Source organism: Geobacillus sp. Manikaran-105 (genome assembly GCF_002809955.1).
Classification (GTDB): domain Bacteria; phylum Bacillota; class Bacilli; order Bacillales; family Anoxybacillaceae; genus Geobacillus; species Geobacillus thermophilus.
In genome coordinates this window covers 1-20925 of sequence record NZ_PIJG01000007.1, presented here as the reverse complement: position 1 = coordinate 20925, position 20925 = coordinate 1, and the positions used below count along the sequence as shown (strand labels likewise).

General features: G+C 50.5%; 19 protein-coding genes and 1 pseudogene. 5 read left to right on the top strand and 15 right to left on the bottom strand.

All coding sequences use genetic code 11. The annotated features are described in order from the left end of the window. Positions 1-31: 31 nt before the first annotated feature. Positions 32-1039: a FecCD family ABC transporter permease gene (locus tag CV945_RS03615; protein WP_100659149.1), complete on the top strand. Its 1008-nt coding sequence runs from the start codon at positions 32-34 to the stop codon at positions 1037-1039. Then, positions 1036-2025 carry a FecCD family ABC transporter permease gene (locus CV945_RS03610; RefSeq protein WP_100659148.1) on the top strand — a complete coding sequence of 330 codons (990 nt, stop codon included), beginning with the start codon at positions 1036-1038 and terminating at the stop codon, positions 2023-2025. The genes CV945_RS03615 and CV945_RS03610 overlap by 4 nt, the downstream gene beginning before the upstream one ends. 69 nt (positions 2026-2094) lie before the next feature. Here the strand turns inward: CV945_RS03610 and CV945_RS03605 are convergent, their stop codons facing one another. From CV945_RS03605 to CV945_RS03585, 5 genes are all read right to left on the bottom strand, one after another. Beyond that, the gene (locus tag CV945_RS03605) at positions 2095-2703 is read right to left on the bottom strand and encodes a DedA family protein (protein ID WP_100659147.1); all 609 of its coding nucleotides are present in this window, start codon (positions 2701-2703) and stop codon (positions 2095-2097) included. Positions 2704-2940: 237 nt separating this feature from the next. Then, positions 2941-4179, bottom strand: a complete 1239-nt coding sequence (locus CV945_RS03600) for a Glu/Leu/Phe/Val family dehydrogenase (protein WP_013144008.1) — start codon at positions 4177-4179, stop codon at positions 2941-2943. A 26-nt stretch (positions 4180-4205) separates the two neighbouring features. After that, complete coding sequence (locus CV945_RS03595) at positions 4206-5405, bottom strand: ornithine--oxo-acid transaminase (protein ID WP_100659146.1); 1200 nt, start codon at positions 5403-5405, stop codon at positions 4206-4208. A gap of 70 nt (positions 5406-5475) precedes the next feature. Further along, positions 5476-7023, bottom strand: a complete 1548-nt coding sequence (gene pruA, locus CV945_RS03590) for an L-glutamate gamma-semialdehyde dehydrogenase (protein ID WP_055359031.1) — start codon at positions 7021-7023, stop codon at positions 5476-5478. Positions 7024-7119: 96 nt separating this feature from the next. Continuing rightward, the gene (locus CV945_RS03585) at positions 7120-8532 is read right to left on the bottom strand and encodes an amino acid permease (protein WP_100659145.1); all 1413 of its coding nucleotides are present in this window, start codon (positions 8530-8532) and stop codon (positions 7120-7122) included. Between the two features lie 234 nt (positions 8533-8766). On the opposite strand from CV945_RS03585, the gene CV945_RS03580 reads away from it, so the two are divergent. The 3 genes from CV945_RS03580 to CV945_RS03570 are packed head-to-tail and all read left to right on the top strand — an operon-like array spanning position 8767 to position 11480. Further along, positions 8767-10140: a sigma-54 interaction domain-containing protein gene (locus CV945_RS03580; protein WP_100659144.1), complete on the top strand. Its 1374-nt coding sequence runs from the start codon at positions 8767-8769 to the stop codon at positions 10138-10140. A gap of 49 nt (positions 10141-10189) precedes the next feature. Further along, a complete protein-coding gene (locus CV945_RS03575; protein ID WP_100659143.1) occupies positions 10190-10942 on the top strand; it encodes a TatD family hydrolase in 753 nt (250 codons plus the stop codon). A gap of 52 nt (positions 10943-10994) precedes the next feature. Then, positions 10995-11480 (top strand): DinB family protein, encoded by a 486-nt coding sequence (locus CV945_RS03570; RefSeq protein WP_232721974.1) that lies wholly within the window; start codon positions 10995-10997, stop codon positions 11478-11480. Positions 11481-11544: 64 nt separating this feature from the next. On the opposite strand, the gene CV945_RS03565 is transcribed toward CV945_RS03570, so the two are convergent. From CV945_RS03565 to CV945_RS17960, 10 genes and pseudogenes are all read right to left on the bottom strand, one after another. Continuing rightward, a complete protein-coding gene (locus CV945_RS03565; protein ID WP_369827700.1) occupies positions 11545-12399 on the bottom strand; it encodes a DUF817 domain-containing protein in 855 nt (284 codons plus the stop codon). 119 nt (positions 12400-12518) lie between these two features. Next, positions 12519-13076 carry a cupin domain-containing protein gene (locus CV945_RS03560; protein ID WP_084544565.1) on the bottom strand — a complete coding sequence of 186 codons (558 nt, stop codon included), beginning with the start codon at positions 13074-13076 and terminating at the stop codon, positions 12519-12521. Positions 13077-13344: 268 nt separating this feature from the next. Beyond that, positions 13345-13968, bottom strand: coding sequence for a hypothetical protein (locus CV945_RS03555; protein WP_015373749.1), 624 nt, complete (start codon positions 13966-13968; stop codon positions 13345-13347). Positions 13969-14401: 433 nt separating this feature from the next. Beyond that, on the bottom strand, positions 14402-14848 hold the full coding sequence (locus CV945_RS03550; RefSeq protein ID WP_014194633.1) for a putative iron-sulfur cluster-binding metallochaperone: 447 nt from the start codon (positions 14846-14848) through the stop codon (positions 14402-14404). Between the two features lie 491 nt (positions 14849-15339). Beyond that, the gene (locus CV945_RS03545; RefSeq protein WP_100659141.1) at positions 15340-17427 is read right to left on the bottom strand and encodes a DUF262 and DUF1524 domain-containing protein; all 2088 of its coding nucleotides are present in this window, start codon (positions 17425-17427) and stop codon (positions 15340-15342) included. A gap of 275 nt (positions 17428-17702) precedes the next feature. After that, positions 17703-18018: pseudogene (locus tag CV945_RS03540) on the bottom strand (YnfA family protein). Positions 18019-18238: 220 nt separating this feature from the next. After that, entirely contained in the window at positions 18239-19252 is a 1014-nt protein-coding gene (locus tag CV945_RS03535; protein WP_100659140.1) for an ABC transporter permease, read from the bottom strand. Then, on the bottom strand, positions 19252-20133 hold the full coding sequence (locus tag CV945_RS03530) for an ABC transporter permease subunit (protein WP_100659139.1): 882 nt from the start codon (positions 20131-20133) through the stop codon (positions 19252-19254). The genes CV945_RS03535 and CV945_RS03530 overlap by 1 nt, the downstream gene beginning before the upstream one ends. A gap of 79 nt (positions 20134-20212) precedes the next feature. Then, positions 20213-20734 carry a hypothetical protein gene (locus CV945_RS03525; RefSeq protein WP_047817667.1) on the bottom strand — a complete coding sequence of 174 codons (522 nt, stop codon included), beginning with the start codon at positions 20732-20734 and terminating at the stop codon, positions 20213-20215. Continuing rightward, on the bottom strand, positions 20731-20925 hold a 195-nt coding region (locus CV945_RS17960), incomplete at its 5' end, for a hypothetical protein (RefSeq protein WP_232721972.1). The genes CV945_RS17960 and CV945_RS03525, both read right to left, overlap by 4 nt.

The following is a 20925-nucleotide window of genomic DNA, read 5'->3' as shown; positions in this document are numbered from 1 at the left end:
TTTCGTATACACAACAAGGAGGAGAGAGACGATGGAAGAGATGCAGCGCCGTTTGCCGTTTCGCTACACCTTTCCGCTATCCGTCCTCATCTTGGCCGCCGTTTGGTTCAGCTCCATGGCCATCGGCGTAGCGGACACCACTTGGCGTGACGTATGGCAAGCCCTGTTTTCCGATCAGGAGGGCAAGACGTTTGATCTCATCCGAGAATTGCGCATTCCGCGCGAGACAGCGGCAGCAGCTGTCGGCGCTGGCCTCGCCGTCGCCGGAGCGATCATGCAAGGAATGACGCGCAATCCGCTCGCTGATCCGGGGCTTCTTGGCCTCACGGCGGGAGCGAACGCGGCGCTGGCCGCCACCCTTGCCTTTTTCCCTTCAGCCGGCTATATCGCCATCACCTTCGCTTGCTTGGCCGGTTCTGCTGCAGGGGCGGGGATGGTCTTTGGCATCGGCGCCGCCCGCAAAGGAGGGTTTTCACCGCTTCGCATCGTCTTGGCCGGTTCAGCGGTCTCGGCGCTTTTGTTCGCCATCGCCGAAGGAATTGGGTTTTATTTCCATATTTCCAAAGACGTGTCAATGTGGACGTCAGGCGGAGTCGCTGGTGTCTCCTGGAAACAGCTGACGGTGATGATCCCGCTCGTTCTTATTGGTTTAGGCATCGCCGTTGCGTTTTCACGCCAATTGACCATTTTGAGTCTAAGCGAAGATGTGGCTGTCGGGGTTGGGCAGAAAACGTCCGTCGTCAAGGCTTGGTTGTTTTTCGTCGTGTTTTTGTTGACGGGGGCCTCGGTGTCCATTGCCGGCAACATCACCTTTATCGGCCTGATGATTCCCCACCTCGTAAGGGCAATCGCCGGGGCCGATTATCGCTTTGTCATCCCTCTATCCGCCGCCATCGGCGCTAGCGCCATGGTCATGGCTGACACGGCCGCGCGCACGATTTACGCGCCATTTGAAACACCGGTAGCCGCCATCATTGCGGTCATCGGCCTGCCCTTTTTCCTATTCGTCGTGCGGAGAAAAGGGAGGGGATGGGAATGAGAACACGCATGACATCAGTGTTAGGATGGCTCGCTTTGCTCATTCTCGCCACGGTTGCAGTGGCATTGGGCACAGGCGAAGCACCGCTCTCGTATGACCGCATCATTCCGACGCTGTTAGGGGACGGCTCGATGCAAGAAAAGTTCATCTTGTTTTCTCTTCGCTTGCCGCGCATCGTGATCACCTTGCTAGCGGGGATGGCGCTTGCTTTGTCGGGTGCGATTTTGCAAAGCATTACCCGCAATGACTTGGCCGACCCAGGCGTGCTCGGAATCAACGCTGGGGCTGGAGCGGGCGTGGCCTTATTCTTTTTATTTTTCCCGATCGACGCCGGCACCTTTGTGTACGCCATTCCGCTTGTTGCGTTCATAAGCGGCTTGTTGACAGCAGGCGTCATTTACACGATTTCCTACAATCGAACAGTAGGGCTCCAGCCTGTGTCATTTGTACTCACCGGCGTCGGGGTGTCGATGGCGCTCTCCGGGCTGATGATCGTGCTCATTTCTTCCACCGACCGGACAAAAGTCGATTTCATTGCCAAATGGCTCGCCGGCAACATCTGGGGGGATGATTGGCCATTTATTTGGGCCGTGCTGCCGTGGCTGGCGGCCGGCGCATTGGCGGCATTGTACCGAGCCAAGAGCCTCAATATTTTACATTTGGGCGACGCCGTCTCAATTGGCGTCGGCGTCCACGTCCGCCGCGAGCGGCTCGTGCTGATGGCAGCGGCCGTCGCCGTCGCTTCCACCGCCGTCTCCGTAACCGGGGGCATCTCCTTTATCGGCTTAATGGCGCCGCATATCGCCAAGTTGATCGTTGGCCCGCGGCATGAGCGTGTCATTCCGGCCTCCATGCTCATTGGCGGATGGTTGCTGCTTGCGGCTGACACGATCGGGCGCAACGTTCTCGCCGAGCCGCTTCCGGCCGGCGTCATCGTCTCCTTGATCGGCGCCCCATATTTCATTTACTTGTTGCTAAAACGCTGACCGATCCGCTTCCGGCCAGCGGCGGCAGCGGTCATTTTCACAATCAAGGCCGCAAAAAAGGCGCCGGCATCAGGACATCCGGCGTCTTTTCCATAAGCGGATAGCGGCAACGGTTATGATCAGGCCGATGATGACATACACCACCTCGGCATACATCCCAATCACCTCAGACACTTTCCCCCACGACTGGCCAAGCGCTGCGCCGATCGAAACGAGCGCCGTATTCCAAATCAATGTGCCGAGCACGGACAGCCAGACAAACAGTCCGATATTCATCTTCGCCATGCCCGCCGGGATGGAAATCAAGCTGCGCACCAACGGAATCATGCGGCCAAGAAAGACGGCCCATACCCCATAACGGTGAAACGTCCGGTTCGCTTTGGCGATGTCTCCCGGCTTCACCCGCAGCCATCTCCCCCAACGGTCGACGATCCGCTCGAGCCGTTCAACCGACAACAGCCGGCCAATTCCGTACAGCACCAATGCCCCGGCAACCGAACCGGCGGTCGCCGCCGCAATGACGCCGGGCACCGTCAAAGACGTGTACGTCGTCATAAACCCGCCAAACGGCAAAATGACTTCCGACGGAATCGGTGGAAAAATGTTTTCCAGCGCGATGATCAGAAAAATGCCGATATAGCCGAATTGTTCCATTACATTCGTGATCCACGCCTGCATGGCGCCATTCTCTCCCTTCCGCCCGGCTCATTGTATGTATGCATGTCTCTTTCCTCATTAATGTATGTATATGATATGGTAGTACAAAAAAAGATCCTTTGCAAAAAAGAAAAGCAGCTTGCTTTCGCTCTCCCTTCGATATCACCGGCTTCATCGGCGTCCCGCAAACGAAAGGCCGCCCACCCCCAAGCAGATGAGGATGGACGGCGCGCCCCCCTTGCAACAACCCTTCCATGATTATACCCAACCACGATAGCGAGCTGCTTCTGCTGTTTGGCGCAGCCCGATCATGTACGCCGCCATGCGCATATCCACACGGCGCGATTCCGCCAATTCATAGACGCGATGAAACGCGCTCGTCAATTTCTCTTTCAACTTCTCGACGACTTCCTCTTCCGTCCAATAATAGCCTTGGTTGTTTTGCACCCATTCAAAATAGGAAACCGTCACCCCGCCAGCGCTCGCCAGCACATCAGGCACCAATAGCACGCCCCGCTCCGTCAAGATTTTGGTCGCTTCCAGCGTCGTCGGGCCGTTGGCCGCCTCGACCACAATTTTAGCGCGAATATTCGCGGCATTGTCACGCGTAATTTGATTCGCTACCGCGGCCGGAACTAAAATATCACACTCTTTTTCCAGCAGCTCTTGATTGGTGATGACATTCTCAAACAGCGTTGTCACCGTGCCAAAACTGTCGCGGCGATCCAACAAATACGGAATATCCAGTCCGTTCGGGTCATACAACGCGCCATACGCATCGGAAATGCCAATGACGCGAGCTCCAGCTTCATGCAAAAACTTGGCCAAAAAGCTGCCTGCATTGCCGAATCCTTGAATAATGACCCGCGCCCCCTGCAACTCAATTCCTGCTTTTTTCGCTGCTTCTTCGATGCAAATCGTGACACCGAGCGCCGTCGCTTTTTCCCGACCTTGGGAGCCGCCGAGCACAAGCGGCTTGCCGGTGATAAAGCCAGGCGAGTCAAATTCGCGGATGCGGCTATACTCATCCATCATCCACGCCATGATTTGCGAGTTGGTAAACACGTCCGGCGCCGGGATATCTTTGGATGGCCCCACGATCTGGCTGATCGCCCGCACATAGCCGCGGCTGAGCCGCTCCAGCTCACCCATCGACATGTTCCGCGGGTCGCAGACGATGCCACCTTTGCCGCCGCCATACGGCAAACCGACAATTCCGGCTTTGATCGTCATCCACATCGACAGCGCCTTCACTTCTTCCTCGGTGACATCCGGATGAAAACGAATGCCTCCCTTGGTCGGCCCTACGGCATCGCTATGCTGGGCGCGGTAGCCGGTAAACACTTTCACCGTTCCGTCATCCATACGGACGGGAATGCGTACGGTAAGGACGCGCAATGGTTCTTTGAGCAGCTCATACATCTCCTCACCGTAGCCGAGTTTGGCCAGCGCCGCTTTGATCACACGCTGGGTGGAGAGAAACATATTTTCTTCCATCGTCTCATTCGCCTCTTTGACTCGATTTATGGACGGGACAAGACATTGGCAATCCGTTCAAACGCCCAATCCAATTCCTCTTTCGTAATGATGAGCGGCGGCGCAAAACGGATGACCGTTTCATGCGTCTCCTTGCAAAGCAGCCCTTGTTCTTTCAGCGCTTCGCAATACGGACGCGCCGGCACATGCAGCTCGACGCCGATAAACAAGCCGCGGCCGCGGATTTCTTTAATGTCCTTGTTTTCGATTTGCTTTAACTTTGCCAAAAAATATTCGCCAAGCTCAAGCGACCGCTCCGCCAGCCGCTCTTCTTCGATCACCTCAAGCGCCGCGATCGACACCGCGCAAGCGAGCGGATTGCCGCCGAACGTCGACCCGTGCGAGCCCGGTTCAAACACCGACAAAATGTCGCGGTTGGCGACGACGCACGAAATCGGGAACACCCCGCCGCCCAATGCTTTCCCTAAAATATACATATCAGGCACAACATTTTCCCAGTCGCAAGCAAACAACTTCCCCGTCCGTCCTAGCCCGGTTTGGATTTCATCGGCGATGAACAACACGTTGTGTTCTTTGCACACGTCATAGGCCGCTTTTAAAAAGCCTTGCGGCGGGATGCGGATGCCGGCTTCCCCTTGGATTGGTTCGACAAGAAACGCCGCCGTATTCGGTGTCATCGCTGCCTTGAGCGCTTCGATATCCCCGTACGGGATGATTTTCACCCCGGGCAAAAGCGGACCAAAACCGCGTTTATAAGCCGGTTCGGACGACAACGACACCGCGGCGAGCGTCCGGCCATGGAAATTGCCTTCACAAACGATGATTTCCGCCTGATTGTCAGGGACGCCTTTCACGTCATACGCCCAGCGGCGCGCCGCCTTGAGCGCCGTTTCTACCGCCTCGGCGCCGGTGTTCATCGGCAGCACCATCTCTTTTTTCGTCAGCCGGCACACTTTTTCGTACCATGGGCCGAGCTGGTCGTTATGGAAGGCGCGCGATGTGAGCGTGACGCGGTCAGCTTGCCGCTTCAACGCCTCCACAATTTTCGGATGACGATGTCCTTGGTTGACGGCCGAATAGGCGCTTAACATGTCCATATAGCGGTTGCCTTCCGGGTCTTTCACCCATACCCCTTCCGCTTCCGAAATGACAATCGGCAACGGATGATAATTTCGTGCTCCGTATCGCTCCGTCTGTTCAATGAGCTGTTCGGACTTCGTAGCCATCATCAACCGCTCCTTTCCTTATCTGCGTTTCTTCGCTATAAAAGGGCGGACGCCGCCGCCCTTTTTTGGTTTAAAACATTTCCGACACTGTTTTCGCTTGCATATGGAGGATCAAATAGTCCGGGCCGCCCGCTTTCGAGTCAGTGCCTGACATGTTGAAGCCGCCAAACGGCTGATACCCGACGATCGCCCCTGTGCAGCCGCGGTTGAAGTACAAGTTGCCGACATGGAACTCGTGCCGCGCTTTTTCAAGATTCGCCCGATTGCGCGAGATGACGGCTCCTGTCAGACCGTATTCGGTGTTGTTCGCAATCTCAAGCGCATGGTCAAAGTCGCGCGCTTTCGCAAACGCCACGACCGGTCCGAAAATTTCCTCCTGCATGATGCGCGCGTTCGGGTCGACATCCGCAAACACGGTCGGCTGGATGAAGAACCCTTTCGAGTCGTCTCCTTCCCCGCCGGTCATGAGACGGCCTTCCTGCTTGCCGATTTCGATATACTCCATAATTTTGTTGTACGCCCCTTGGTCGATGACAGGCCCCATAAACGTCGCTTGCTCCGCCGGATCGCCGACGTTGAGCTGCTTCGTCAGCTCGACAACGCGATTCAACACTTGGTCATACACATCTTCGACGATAATGGCGCGCGAGCACGCCGAGCATTTTTGCCCAGAGTAGCCAAACGCCGACGCCACGATCGATTGCGCCGCCAGTTCGAGGTCCGCTTCTTTATCGACAATGATGCCGTCTTTGCCGCCCATTTCCGCGATGACGCGTTTCAGCCAAATTTGCCCTGGGTGCACTTTCGCCGCCCGCTCATAAATGCGGATGCCGACATCCCGCGATCCGGTGAAGCTGATAAATCGTGTGCGCGGATGGTCGACGAGATAATCCCCGACTTCGGCTCCGCTGCCCGGAATATAATTCAACACACCAGCCGGAAGCCCCGCTTCCTCCAACACTTCCACAAATTTATACGCCACGACCGGCGTTGCGCTTGCCGGTTTCAACAGCACCGTATTGCCCGTGACAAGCGAAGCGACCGTCGTTCCGGCCATAATGGCAAACGGGAAGTTCCACGGCGAAATGACAACCCCGACGCCAAGCGGAATGTAGAAAAACCGGTTCGTTTCCCCCGGACGGCTCTCAACCGGAATGCCGTCTTTCAGCTTCAGCATTTGCCGTCCGTAATATTCCATAAAGTCGATCGCTTCCGCGGTATCGGCGTCCGCTTCACGCCACGGTTTGCCCGCTTCTTTCACCAGCCAAGCGGAAAACTCGTGCTTGCGCCGGCGCACGATCGCCGCCGCCCGGAACAAAATATCGGCCCGCGCTTCCGGGCTCGTCCGGCTCCAAGTGCGAAACGCCTCATCAGCGGTTTTCATCGCCCGCTCCGCCAGCTCTTTGGTCGCTTTCGCCACCCGGCCGATGACTTCCGCTTTGTTCGCTGGATTGATCGACGTGATTTTGTCTTCCGTCATCACCCGCTCGCCGCCGATCACAAGCGGATAATCGCGCCCAAGCTCCGATTCCACTTTTTTGAGCGCTGCTAAAAACGCCTCGCGGTTTGCTTCCACGGTAAAATCTGTGAGCGGTTCGTGTCTGTACGGCTGCACCATTTCGTCATCCTCCTTTTTAAAGGCAAAAAAATTTTTCGTTATAAAACGGTTTCATAGTTATATTATGCAAATGATTATGGCTTTTTTCAATGATTTTTACTTGGCGGCCTTGAGCTCCCCTTTTTCTGCGGCTAGGAGCTGAACCCGTTTTTTCGCCACAAGGTGGTAGTACCCATAACACGCAAGGAGAAACGGAATGCCGCAGTAAAGAGCGATCCGTTGATCTGGAATAAACGCCAGCCCGATGATCGTCGCCATATTCAACGCAAACGCCGCGAGCGGCACGAACGGATACAACGGCGTCCGGTATTTCAGATCGCGCACATCGCCGCCTTCACGCAAAAACGCTTTTCGTCCGAAATAGCTGGACAGCGCGATGGAAGCCCACACCGTGACGGCGCCAAATCCCGCGACCGCCGTCAGCCAAACGTACACTGTATCTTCGGCGTAAATGCTGCACAAAAGCGACAAGCAGCCGATGGCAATGCTGGCAATAAGCGCGTTGATCGGCACGCCGCGTTTCGATAGCTTGCTGAAAAACGGACTGACCATGCCTTGGCGCGACATCGACCAGAGGACGCGCGACGTCGCGTATAACCCCGAGTTGGCCACCGACAGCACCGCCGTAATGATGACAAAATTCATGATATCGGCTGCATACGGAATGCCAATGTTGTCAAACACCTCAACAAACGGGCTTTCCACAACGCCGGCTTTCTCCCACGGAAACAAACCAGCCAGCACAAAAATGGCCAAAATGAAGAAAATTAAAATGCGCCATATGGTGTTGCGCAGCGCAACCGGCACCGTTTTTTCCGGCTCGCGGCTTTCCCCCGCCGCCACGCCGACCAATTCCGTCCCTTGGAACGAAAAGTTCACGAGGATCATCGTCGTAAAGATGGCCCAAAACCCATTTGGAAACAAGCCCCCATGGTCTGTAAAGTTCGAGAAAAACGGAGCAGGTTGTCCATTTTTCATATGGATGACTCCGAACATCGCTGCCAGACCAAGAACAATAAAGGCGATCACCGTCAGCACCTTGATGCTCGAAAACCAAAACTCCACCTCGCCAAATCCTTTGACAGACAAGGCGTTGATCAAAAACAAGAGCAAAGCGAAGACCGCACAAAACACCCATGTCGGCACATCAGGAAACCATCGCTTCATCAAAATGCTGACGGTGAGAAGCTCGATGCCGACTGTCACCGACCAGTTCAGCCATGACAGCCAGCCGATGCAATACCCTACCGCCGGCGAGATGAATTTCGTCGCATACGTCTGATACGACCCGGCATCAGGAATTCTCACGGCCAATTCTCCTAACGAAAGCATGGTCAAATACATGACCAATCCGCCAAAAAGATACGCAACGACGGCCCCGCCTGGCCCCGCCTCATGAATCGTATAACCCGATCCTAAAAACAAACCGGTGCCGATCACTCCACCTAGCGCGATCATAAATAAATGCCTGCTTTTTAGCTCTCGTTTCAGTTCTTGCACGGGTTGCATCCGAAAACTCTCCCCTCTCTATGATCGATTTCGCAACCGCTTACATTTTGAGAAAGGGAACAGAACCTCCCTTACTGCAAATCTATTTGTCATTTTATAATAAACTATAACTTTATTATGGAACTATTTTTGTCTATTTTCAATATATTTAGCAAAATTTTTTTTCACATCTTTCTTTCCCTTCCTGTCTCCCGTCCACCTTATGCTATAATACAAAAAAGAGAGGTGCTGATCGTGAACCGGGATATGGAAACGCTTTTAACGATGTATGAGCAAATTCTCGAACTGATTGACCTTGGCGTCCATGCCGTCGATCAACACGGGAAAACCGTCATTTACAACCGAAAAATGCGGGACATCGAGGGCATGAACATCGAGGACGTGCTCGATAAAAACATTTTGGACGTCTTCCGCTTCAACCCGGAGCAGCCGAGCACATTGCTTGAAGCGCTGCGCACCGGTGAAAGCATTCTGAACAAGCAGCAAACCTATTTCAATAACAAAGGACAAGCCGTGACAACGGTCAATCAAACACACCCGCTGCAAAAAGACGGGCGCATCATCGGCGCCGTGGAAATCGCCAAAGACATCACGAAGTTCCGCAAACTGATCCAAGAACACCACCAACGCAAGGAAGCCAGCCGCACGTTTGCCGATATCATCAGCCAAAGCGAAGCGATGCAAAAGGCCATCCGCCTTGCGCGTCATGCCGCCCGCTCCGAAGCGCCTGTGCTGCTCATTGGGGAGAAAGGGACAGGAAAAGACTTGCTCGCTTCCTGCATTCACCACGAAAGCGAACGGCGAGCTAAGCCGTTTTTTGCGCAAACGTGTTTGTCGCTTCCGGACGATTGGATGGAAACGATGCTGTTTGGCAGCGAAGAAGGCGGCGAGATCCAGCCCGGTTTGTTTGAACAAGCGGACGGCGGCACTGTGCTGCTTGACGATATCGACTCGTTAAGCCTGCCGCTTCAACAAAAACTCGCCCGTTTTCTGCAAGAAAAACAGTTTGTCCGCGCCCATGGCCAAAAACCGGTTCATGCAGATGTTCGCCTCATCGCCTCGACAAGCGGAGACCCGATCGATGCCGTCCAAGCAGGGGAATTGCTCAAATCGCTTTACTACCAAATTGCCGTCCACTGCATCGTCCTGCCGCCGTTGCGCGAACGGAAAGAGGACATTTTGCCGCTCGCTATCCATTTCATCCGTCAAGGCAACGAGCGCTATGGCCTACATGTCGAAGGACTCGGCGATGACGTGCAAGAGGCGTTTCTTGCTTACAGCTGGCCCGGCAACGTGCGCGAACTGGAGGCCGTCATGTTGGAAACGATGGCGACGATGGAACAAGAACAAACCATCACCCTCGCCCATCTGCCTGCCCCTTTTCGAGCCAAGCTGGCGCCCGACGAAGCGAAAACGGACTTTTTGTTCGATACGGAAGATATGTTGCCGCTTGACAAATACATGGAAGAAGTCGAAATTTACTACATCCGCAAGGCGCTGCAGCATCACGGCTTCAACATCACAAAAACGGCCAAAGCGCTCGGCTTAAGCCGACAAAACTTGCAATACCGCATCCGCAAGTACCAGATTGATAAGGAATGGGGATAAGCTGCAGTTGGCGATCGTACGGCCAAAAGGACAGGGGAGGTCGCTGTGGATGATCGACGCTCATATTCATCTCGACCAGTACACGGACATCGATGAACAAATCAACCGTTGGCAAGAGGCCGGCATCACCGGTGTCGTCGCCGTCTCCACCGATTTGCGCTCCAGCTGCCGAACGCTCGAGTTGAAACAGCGATTCCCTTCCTTCGTCTACGCCGCCATCGGTTTTCATCCCGAGCAACCGCTGCCAAGCGAAGCCGATTGGAACGAATGGACAGAGCTTGTCAAGCAAGAGCGGCCGCTGCTCGCCGCCATCGGCGAAGTCGGGCTGCCATACTATTCCGCAGAAGCGTGCGCCAAGCTGCCCGCTTATCAAGAACGGTTGGCCGAAATCGCGGCCATCGCCGCGGATGCCTCCTTGCCGCTCGTTCTTCACGCCGTCTACGACCGCGCCCAAACCGCCTTGGCCATCTTGCAGCAAACTGGCGTCCGACAAGCCCATTTCCACTGGCTGAAGGCCGAGCCTGCCGTGGTCAAACAAATCGTCCAATGCGGCTACTACATCTCCGTCACGCCGGAAGTGTGCTACCGCGAGCGCGACAAGCAGCTGTTATCCCTCGTTCCCATCGAGCAGCTGCTCCTTGAAACCGATGGCCCATGGCCGTTTGCAGGCCCGTTTGCCGGAAAACTGACGACCCCGTTATGGCTATTGGACTCCGCGCGAGCCGTGGCGGCACACTATGGCCGAGATATCGAACAAGTCAAAACCATGATCACGGCGAACACAAAACGGCTTTACGGTTGATCTTCCTTATGATACGATGAAACCAAATCTACATCGAAATGAGGGAAACATGATGGATCATAATGAGCAAGTGCGCCAACAGCTGATCAAAAGCGTTTCCGGGCTGTCGGACGAACAGCTGAACACCCGAGTGGCGGACGGAAGTTGGACGATTGCCCAACTGCTCGAACACCTGTACTTAATCGAAACATCGATCACATCCATGATCGCCCATACATTAAAGCATGGCGAGAGCCAACCGGTCGAGGAGAAACCGATCCACTTGACCGTTGACCGTTCGAAAAAAGTGGAGGCGCCTGATTTCGCCCGCCCGAGCGACCGCTTTTTCACTCGACACGAACTGGAAGAAAAATTGCATCAATCGCGGCAGCGGTTGCGCCAAATCACGGAGCAAGCCAACCCGGCTGACTTGGAAGCCAAATCGTTCCCGCATCCAATTTTTGGGCCACTGAATTTGAAGCAATGGGTGGAATTTGTCGGCTATCATGAACAGCGCCACCTCGCGCAAATGGAAGAAATCAAGGCACAGCTTCCGTGAGGAGCGGGCGGCTCATCAAGGAAAAAGCCGAGCAACGACCAGCCAAATCCCCGCTCTGCTCGGCTTACAACGATTTTCCATCTTCATGTGAACGCTCCACTGCCCCTGTCACAGCCATTGTTTTCACTTGCTTTAACGTCGCCACGATGAGAAAACTGACAATAACAAGCAAACACCACGAACTCACCTTCCCAAGATGAACAAGGCTCCACGCCTTCACCTGGTTTGGATATTGCCAAGCGCCAAAAAAGGTGGCGATGTTTTCCGCGATCCAGATGAAAAACCCGATCAGCAAAAACGACAAAACAAGCGGCATCCGGTAGCGGATTCCCCCGACCTCATACGTCACCCATGACCGCCAAAAGACAAGCATGACGAGGCTTGAGAGCCACCAACGAACGTCCACCCAATAATGGTGGGTGAAAAAATTCAAGTAAATCGCCGAAGCGAGAGGAACGACCATCCAAAACGGCGGCCATCGCACAAGCTCCACTTTCATTCTTCTCCACGCCTGGCAAAGATAGCTCGCCACACTTGCATACATGAATCCGCTGTACAACGGCACGCCAAACAGTTTCGTATACCCTTCTTCCGGATATGCCCATGAACCCATACGCACCTTAAACAGCTCTAATGCAAGCCCAATCAAGTGAAAGACAGTAATGACTTTGAGCTCATCCCGCGTTTCCATCCCTGACCGCACCATCCACCATTGCATGAGCAGGCAAATAACAAGCAGCCAATCATACCGCGGCAATAGCGGAAGCGGCGCGATCTTCGTCAGCGCCAATGAGGCAAAAATGACAACCGGAAACACGCAAGACAACGCCTGCGCCCAACCGAAGCGAACAAGCTGCACAAACGCTTTGATCAGCCGCGACGTTCTGCCAAACGAACCCCTAAATGTTGCAGGCGGCACCCCTCGTTTGAAAGCAAAAACCGCAGAACACCCCTGACGAAGGGCTCTGCGGCTACTTTTTCCCATAATCAATTGAAAACCTGACATAACTCTGGTTTCCAACGAAACTGCCAAATCAGTCACCGATAATCGGCCATGGCCTCGGCTTTCGTCCTGTGAACCGTGCCAAACGGATGCTCGGGCGGAGCATAAATGGAATATAGCTTCAAGGGAACATGCCCTATATTGGTCACATTATGCCACGTCCCAGCTGGAATCATGATCGCGTCACCTTCGGACACTCTTCTTTCAAAATCCAGACGGTCTTTTCGTTCCCCCATCTGCACAAGACCCTGTCCTTGTTCAATACGAATAAACTGGTCCACATTCGGATGAACTTCCAGTCCAATATCTCCTCCTACCTCAATGCTCATCAACGTCACTTGCAAATGTTTTCCTGTCCATAATGCGGTTCGGAAATTTTGATTTTGCTCGGCGGCTCTCTCAATATTGACAACGAACGGTTTTCCGCCGTAATCTCTCAATTTGATGGGAGGAAACCTGTCGTTCCTTGCATGTTGTAGCATACCATAAGCATACGGTGACCAGCTCCACCAGTCATAATGAGGGGGGCAGTAACTGGACATCGGGTAAGGCCACTGAGTGCTAATATACGGATGGGCGTAATTCGGATTCAATTGCCTGTTCACTCTCCTCACACTTGGAATCTGCTACTATCTTATGCAATGGCCCAGTCTGGCGTGACAAGAGCACACGGGCGAAGCATCGCGAGGAAAAGAAACCCTCAAAAAGCGGTGGCCATTCGCCGCCATGAAACCCGAACAGGTTAGACTCTTCCCGCCTGTCTAACCAACTCAGCCAAATGATCTCCATTTTTCAAGTGTCAATTCGTGACAGGAAAGCTAAAGAGGGTGCTAGGTATGACAGACCAATCTTTAGGTTTTATCATAGGCACTCGCTGACATTGCCTTGTTCATCGATAAATAATGCCGTGATTCCTGTTCTCTTCTTCGCTAACAGAGGTAGCCTGTCCCAAAGATTTCGAAACTGTTTCACATCTGGTAATGCGATGCTGTATTTGGCATTGGGATCCTCCATTCTTTGCAAAGTTTCCGCCAATACCCCTAAGAAATAATTCACGTTCATTGGATTTGATGTTCCTAGACCCTTCACCTCAATAATCCAACGCTCATTACCTCGGATTGCGTTTATATCAATTCCAGGTGTTTTTCCCCACGCAATTTGTGTTTCCCATCCTTCTGAATGCAGGTATGCCTGCAAGACCTCTTTAATATAGTCTTCTTTCAACTTCGAATCTGTATTCTCTGTTATCTTGGAATCGTTTCCTTGAGCCGAATTCACTACTAATCCGTCATCGGTTAAAAAATTACCTATTAAACCATCCTTACGGACAACCCGCCTAAGCAAACCTCTATTCGCCAAATTTCTACAGGCTTGATTCACTGATTGTTGCGGATTATTTTTACCCAATAAGATATCAGTAATTTCCCGATCTGTTAACCCATCCTTCTCTGTTAATAAAGTTATAATCCTATCTGTTAGGGTCATTTTTCCCATCCTTTCATGAACACTGTTCGCATCTATGTAAAATCATTGATTTGCAAATAAATCAGGAAACTCGCTTCGAATTAAATTATAACATTCGTCGCATACCACATAATTCCTATCCCCTGTCCCTACGAACTTCACCCTTATCTGGTAGTTCACATTCGGTTTTAACTCCGCAGGCAAAAAACTGGTACTGCAAGAGCCGCAACAACCACGAAATTTCAAGTAGCATTCCATACAAAGGCTTCAAGAAATGCTCGTACCTCTCCTGGTGCTCTGGAATCAAAAACATAGAAGTTCCCTCCTGTTTTTTTGAAGAACTTCTATGTCATATGCGGATGGGCAGGTGCTGATAATTGTGCAGGTCGATGATTGGTTAAAAGATGGTTGGATAAGCGTGCAACCGATCCATGTTCAACAGGTCAGTTCCCGTTCACCTGTCGAATATAAATTCCGCCACGTTCCCCATGCAACAAGCCCCCTGGGGGTTGTTCACTTCACAACCGCATCGCCCTGCCTGGACATGGGCTTTGATTTCCTGAAGCGGCTCTCCGCCGTTCCGCACAGCTCGCTCAATGCGTTCCCGCGTCCAGTCAAAACAGTAACAAACAGGAACATCCATGTCCGAATCCTTTTGAAACACGGGCACTTTCAAGTCTCCTACGGCAAAAGTCAGCGAACCGTCCCACGCAAAATAGACCGTTTCGCAGGACGGGTTCGGGCAAAAGGCGTAATCACGGTCAGGTTCAAGCGTCGCCAAAGCCGCAGGTTTCAACAACGACTTGAGCGTGATCAGCGGCACCCGTCGTCCGTTTTGCCCGCAGTTCGGGCAATTCGTTTTCATCGTTCCCACACGGTTTGTCGGAGCACAACAGTCCATATTTCCATCCCTTTCATGCAGTGTTATTGCAAGTATCCAAGGTTATACCGACTTTCTATCTTTTCAATATTGTATCACATGCCAGGTGTGGCAATATTAAAAAACGACCTTCCCCTTGCCTACTTTGGCAAACCAACCGCAGGATCCTGATCAACCCATTTTAAATTCCCTACTATGTCAAGAGAAAATAATTCATGTCCATCCCACTCAAGCCCCACCAAAGCCTCCAATCCCTTGCCGCACAAAGGGTTTCAGGTTTTGAGGAGCTAGTTGGTACAAAATACCAAGAAAATAAAAAGTGGGCTCTTCACCAAAAGTTGTACTTGATTTTTTCTGAACATACCCTATTTACGCTTGTGAGGGAAAATCAACAAATCAGTGATTTTTGCACATCTTTGTTCAGGAAACCGTATTGCTTGTCAAGTACATGTTGTGGTGAAGAGCCATCGTGAAGCAAAGAAAAAGAGGAGCTGCTTTACTCCTCTTCACCTTTATACATCTTCCCGATGCCTTTCATAGGACTGTCTGATCAGAAACATCGCATAGTCGATTTCATCTAAAGAAGAAACGCCAAATTCAACGTCACCGTTCCCCCAACGACCGAGGTTACTCACATCTTTACAAATACCTCGAGGATCCTGTATTTCATCGAATGGCATATTTAAGCTTAACCGCAGTCTGCTTTTCTGAGGCACAATATCGACGAAGTTTGTTGACGTCTTAAAAGCAATGTATAACTTTTTGAACTCCATGCGGACAGAGCTGTCCAGGTTACAAATTCGTTTGCTCAATTCCTCGAATAACGCCAACATATCTCCCTGTAATTCAGGGTGATCGGCAATCGTATAAGTCACATTATCATTTTCGGAGCCTTTCTTTCGGTATTTAGCCAGAATATCATCGGAAAGCTGTGGATACTTCCAGACTTTTAACGCCAAATCCGCCAAGAATTGAGCTCTTTTGCAGATTTCCTCCTCATTCCAAGTTTCAAGTCTAGCTAGTCCTCTATTTAACCTCAGTGGACTGTCAGCAAACCCGCCCTCCATATCCCGTTTTTCCTTAAACGGACGATCACTGAGCTCGGAATTATATCGGGTCAGTGTTAGATTTCCCAACGTATGGAGATATGTTTTGTGTACTTCTTCCCAATTTGGCCCTAAATCCCGGCGCCACTCATAGGATAAGTTCGGATTTTGTGGCATAATATGTTCAATTGTATAGGACTCGATATCAATAATCTCTTTCCGATTAAAGTTTTCTAGTTTCCGAAGCAAGTAGTTTCGATTTCTGAAATTATATACATCCTTAATGACAAGCTCCCGCTTGAACTCTTCATCGGTCGGAAACCGTTTATAAGAATCCTTAAGCAAAAACGCGGCCTGTAAGCTTTCCAAATAATTCGCTTTATCGATCTCTTTACTTAGTGTCGCAAACGTTTTATTCAATGAATTGGTCGGGATACCGCAAACCGCTCTGCGGAATACATATGCCTCAACAAGCCTCAAAATCTCAATAAAGTCCGATTTAGATATGACTTGACGTTCATAGTCGTCATATACCTCAAGCAAGAACGGATACGAGACATCGACCTTAAGAGTGTTGATGTCCGTTAACACTTTATTGATTTCTTTATCCTGTTCCTTTTGAAATGCAAGTTTCACAAAATATTGGGAATATCGATAAATGTCCGCAACAATCTGTTGAACATCTTGTTCACTTTGCTCAAATACATATGACTTAAAACTCGAGTAAACTTCCCGTATATTCGGAATTCTCCCGGTCTTCACCGTCAAGTAATCGCGCATAAATCGGTCAAATAAGGAAGAATTAGTCAGATTTCCGAAACTTTTCTCCATCGGATACCAGTATTCCTTGTACAATTCTGCCTGCTCTTTCGGCTCCAGTTTCATCAAAACGAAATTTCGGATCAAATCGGCTTGAGATAGATCGAGTCCCGTCGAGTTTAGACTTTCAAAAATCAACTGCGGATTATCATGATCTCGATCTAACGAAATATCTACAACAATCAACTTGGAGATCCCTTGGTACAGCTTGTTCAAATCAATACCGCTGTTTTTGATGGATTCAACAAAAAAGTGATAGTTCTCGTAAATTCTTGGGGAGTATTCGTCGGGGAGCTCTTTGCCTAAAACCAAGTTAATCAACGTATCTTTATCGCTTTCGGTCAAAATGAGTTTGTGATACAGCTCTCCCTCTTCTTCACTGTTGACCAGATAGTAATTCATGATCTTCTTTTTCGTAATATCCAAGGTTTGTCCGCTTTCCTCAATGGCTTTGCCCAACGCAAGCAACAGTAACGTCAATGTAGTCAATCGTTGTTGTCCATCGATGACGAGCAGTTGTGGAACCGATGATACTTGATATAATCCTTGTTCGATATAGACAATCGACCCGACAAAATGTCCCCTAATCTTTTCGTCTTCCGCTGCCCTTACAATATCGTTCCAAAGCTGACGGCACTGCTTTATTGTCCAACTATATTTTCGCTGGTAAATGGGGATTATGAATTGCTTTGTTCCTTGCATAAATTTCAATAAATTAGTTTCTACCGCCTTCACTTGACCCTCTCCTCATAAAAATTTCTTCCCCCATTTTACGATGACCTTATTACATCTTGCAAGTTTTGGAATTTCTACAGTAAGTTAAGACTATGCAAGAACTTTTTAGTTCACTAGGAAATAGGGGGACTATCAACGAAGGAGCATGAGAAAAGATAATCACCACTATTCTCATATTTTTGAGCTCACGTATTTTCAAGGTAAAGCTGTGCTTTTTCTTCCGTATACAAAAAAGGCGATTTCTTAGGGGCTTCCTAGTCATCCCCTTCCTAACGCTACTGCCTCGGCCCCCAAAGGATGATAGAAACCCCGATTAGACAAATGACAGCACCAATCCAATTGTACCGATCCGGCGTTTTTTGGCCAACGCCCCAGCCCCACAAAAACGACAGTATGATAAATACACCACCACAGGCCGCATACACCCCTTCCGAAGGACAGGAATTTTTGCAAGGTGGGAATGGCACCGTACAAAACTAAAATCAGTCCCCCAACGATTCCATACCAGTATGGCTTCCCTTCGCGCAACCATAACCAAATGAAATAGCCACCGCCAATTTCTGCGATTCCTGCAAAAATGAATAAAACGATTGTGCTAACATCATTCGCCTCTTGTCCCCCGCACTATTTTGGTAAGTATTTGCTCACTTCTTCTCCCCTGCTTTTAGATAGAGAAGGAGATTTGCGGCTGTCCAGATCATCTCCTAGATACAATTATTCCAATTTTCGGAACGATGATACATTAAAATAAGATGTATTGCCCATACTATCAAGTTTATATCCTTTGCATATCACTTATTTTCAGGATAGCTTATTTATAAAGTATAAATTCAAAGTCGCTCTGCTGCGGCGGAAAAGAAGCAGGTTTTCCCGATGAACTCCATTGCTTTTTCCGCTGCTTCCGTTTTCCTTTTCCAGCAATTACTTGCTCTAACCCTTTCCCCATTAATTTGAAGGCAAAAATCGCAACGATAAAGGCCACACACGGCCCGACAACAATCCATTGGTCAAGCATCATTTCCCGATAGGAAAGACCGATCAAGCCGGACCATTCATTCGAAAGGGAGAACGCCACCTTCTCGGGAGGGCCCAACCCATCGGAATCGTATATAACTTTTACGCCTCCTAGCAATATTTGAAACGCCCCGAGATGCACAAGCAGCAAGAGCGACTGCACCGTCTGCTGGGTAAACAGCAAAAACAGCCGCGGCCGCATATACGGGAGAACGTGCTTGCGGATGAGCCAAACGTTATCAGCTCCCATCAGCCGGGAAGAAACGACAAATTCATTTTGCAAAAAGACAGCGATATCATTGCCGATGACCAGCATTAACGGCGGAAGCGCAACAGCCGCAAGCACCAATAGTTGTTTGATCAACACTCCCATTCCAGCTCCTTGCTCCTCCAATGGAATGAAAGCAAAAAAGAGCATCGTTAAAAAGATCGCCGGCACAAACCGAAAGGCGCGAACGATGGACTCGGCAATAAACCGAAATTTCTGCAAATAAAAAGCATACACGATTCCGCCGACCGTCCCAAACACAAGCCGCAGCAAACTGACCGCCAATGCGGTGACAATCGTATATTTCGCCCCATCGATGACTTTCCAAAACACATCTTCGCCTTGGCGATCGACGCCAAACGGATGGGCCCAGCTCGGCGGGTACGGAGGAACGTCAACGAGCCGACCAGCCTCATTGTAGATCTGCTTCGGCGGCTGTGGCATGATGTCTTTCAGCCAATAAGAATAGAAAAAACTGGCCAGCAATAGACCAGCCGCGATGATAAACCCTGCCGCAAAATACACGTTGCGGAATGCGCGCATCACGCCACCCCCCTCTCGATTCCCGTCAAATAAGCAATCACTCGTTTCCCGGCCACATCAATGATGTAAAACGGCAAAAACAGCATGGCAAGACCGATAGCCACTACTTCCGGCGTATGGAGCTGCTCATACAAAAACCGGAACAATCCGTGCATATTAAACAAATATTCCGCCACTAACAAGTTCGACAGCATAAACCAAAACAAATATTGGACGTTGGAAAACACGGTGATCAGCGCGTTGCGGAACATATGGCGCCATAGCACTGCCGTTTTTGACAATCCTTTCGCTAGCGCATATTCGACGTATGGCTTGTCTTTTTCCTCCGCAAACGCAAGAAATGTCATTTGGAACAGCAGAATGGAAGGCAAAATGGAAATCATGACAATCGGCAGCACGTATACATTGTCAAAACCGGCAACAGGATTGACAATAAGCAAATCTGTCTTTTTAAACACCCAGATGACAAACAGTTGCGTAGAAAAAATAAAAATAACATCGGGGATCGACTCAAGAAAAAACGCGATTCCTTTAACCATTTTTTGCAGCGGACGCGGAAGCAAAAAGCAGATGTAGGCTCCTGTAACGGCTATAAGGAAGGAAACAGCCAGCGCCCCCCATAAAATAACAAGGGAATAGGCATACGGCTCCATCATCGTTGAGAGCAGGGGAGCATTGTGCCATTGCGAGAGCGAAACCGTTATATCACGAATAGAAAAAAAGCTCCAAAACAGCTGCTGAAATTGCTGCCAAAATACCGTGATCATTTGCGGGCTCGGGAACAAGGAATAGCTTTGCGCAAACGCGATAATCGCCATAATCGTGAAAATGGTAAGCAACAAATCCGCCAGCACCGTCAAGGCGAGCTTCCATTTCTTCATAAGGCCGATCCCTCCCTCAGAGCACAGGCAAACGATTGCTACATGTTCCTTTCATCTGTAAGCTGCCAGTGCTTGCATGTTAATAAGATGGTGGCGGTGGAGGCAATGTTTCTGCTAACATGGATTGCTGTCCTCCCATTCCATCGCCTATTTTCAAGATGCGGTCATACATTTTAATTCCTACATAGGTTTGTCCGTCTGTTTGATATTCTACCCTGCCCGACGAGTCTTTTTTGATAAGCTCTCCCTTTTCGCCATACTTCTCTTTTACGTGCTTCGGCTGCAATTCTGGCAAAAACATCACATCCAGCTCATATTCCTTAGCTCGCTCCGGTCTTTTCGCGCTCCATGAATAACTTCCGTCTTCCCCAACGTTTACTTTTTCCTCGAGTACCTGTTTGCCCCCCTCGATTTCTTTCATCACAATTTGCACGACGGCGCCTTTTGGCAAATTGCTGTTTCCGTTTAGCACCACTAGGTCACCGATCGTTTTGACCGCACCACCTAATTTTACCGTTTGCTCCACTTTCGGTTTGGCACAGCCAACTAGCACCAATAGCAACAACAACGTAAGGACCACCGTCATTCGGATATCCTTCATAAAAACCCTCCCTCTAGAAATGTTGATGTATCAAGGCTTTTCGGCCCCTCAGGGGTGTCCAAAAAATATTTTTCGACAAAATCCCTTACATCCTCCATTGAAAAAGGCTCGATATCTTCTCTTAAAAGGCTGTGAAAAGCTTCGTAAGGACCAACGGCTTCGATTGGACAATATCTTGGAGGAGTATCCGG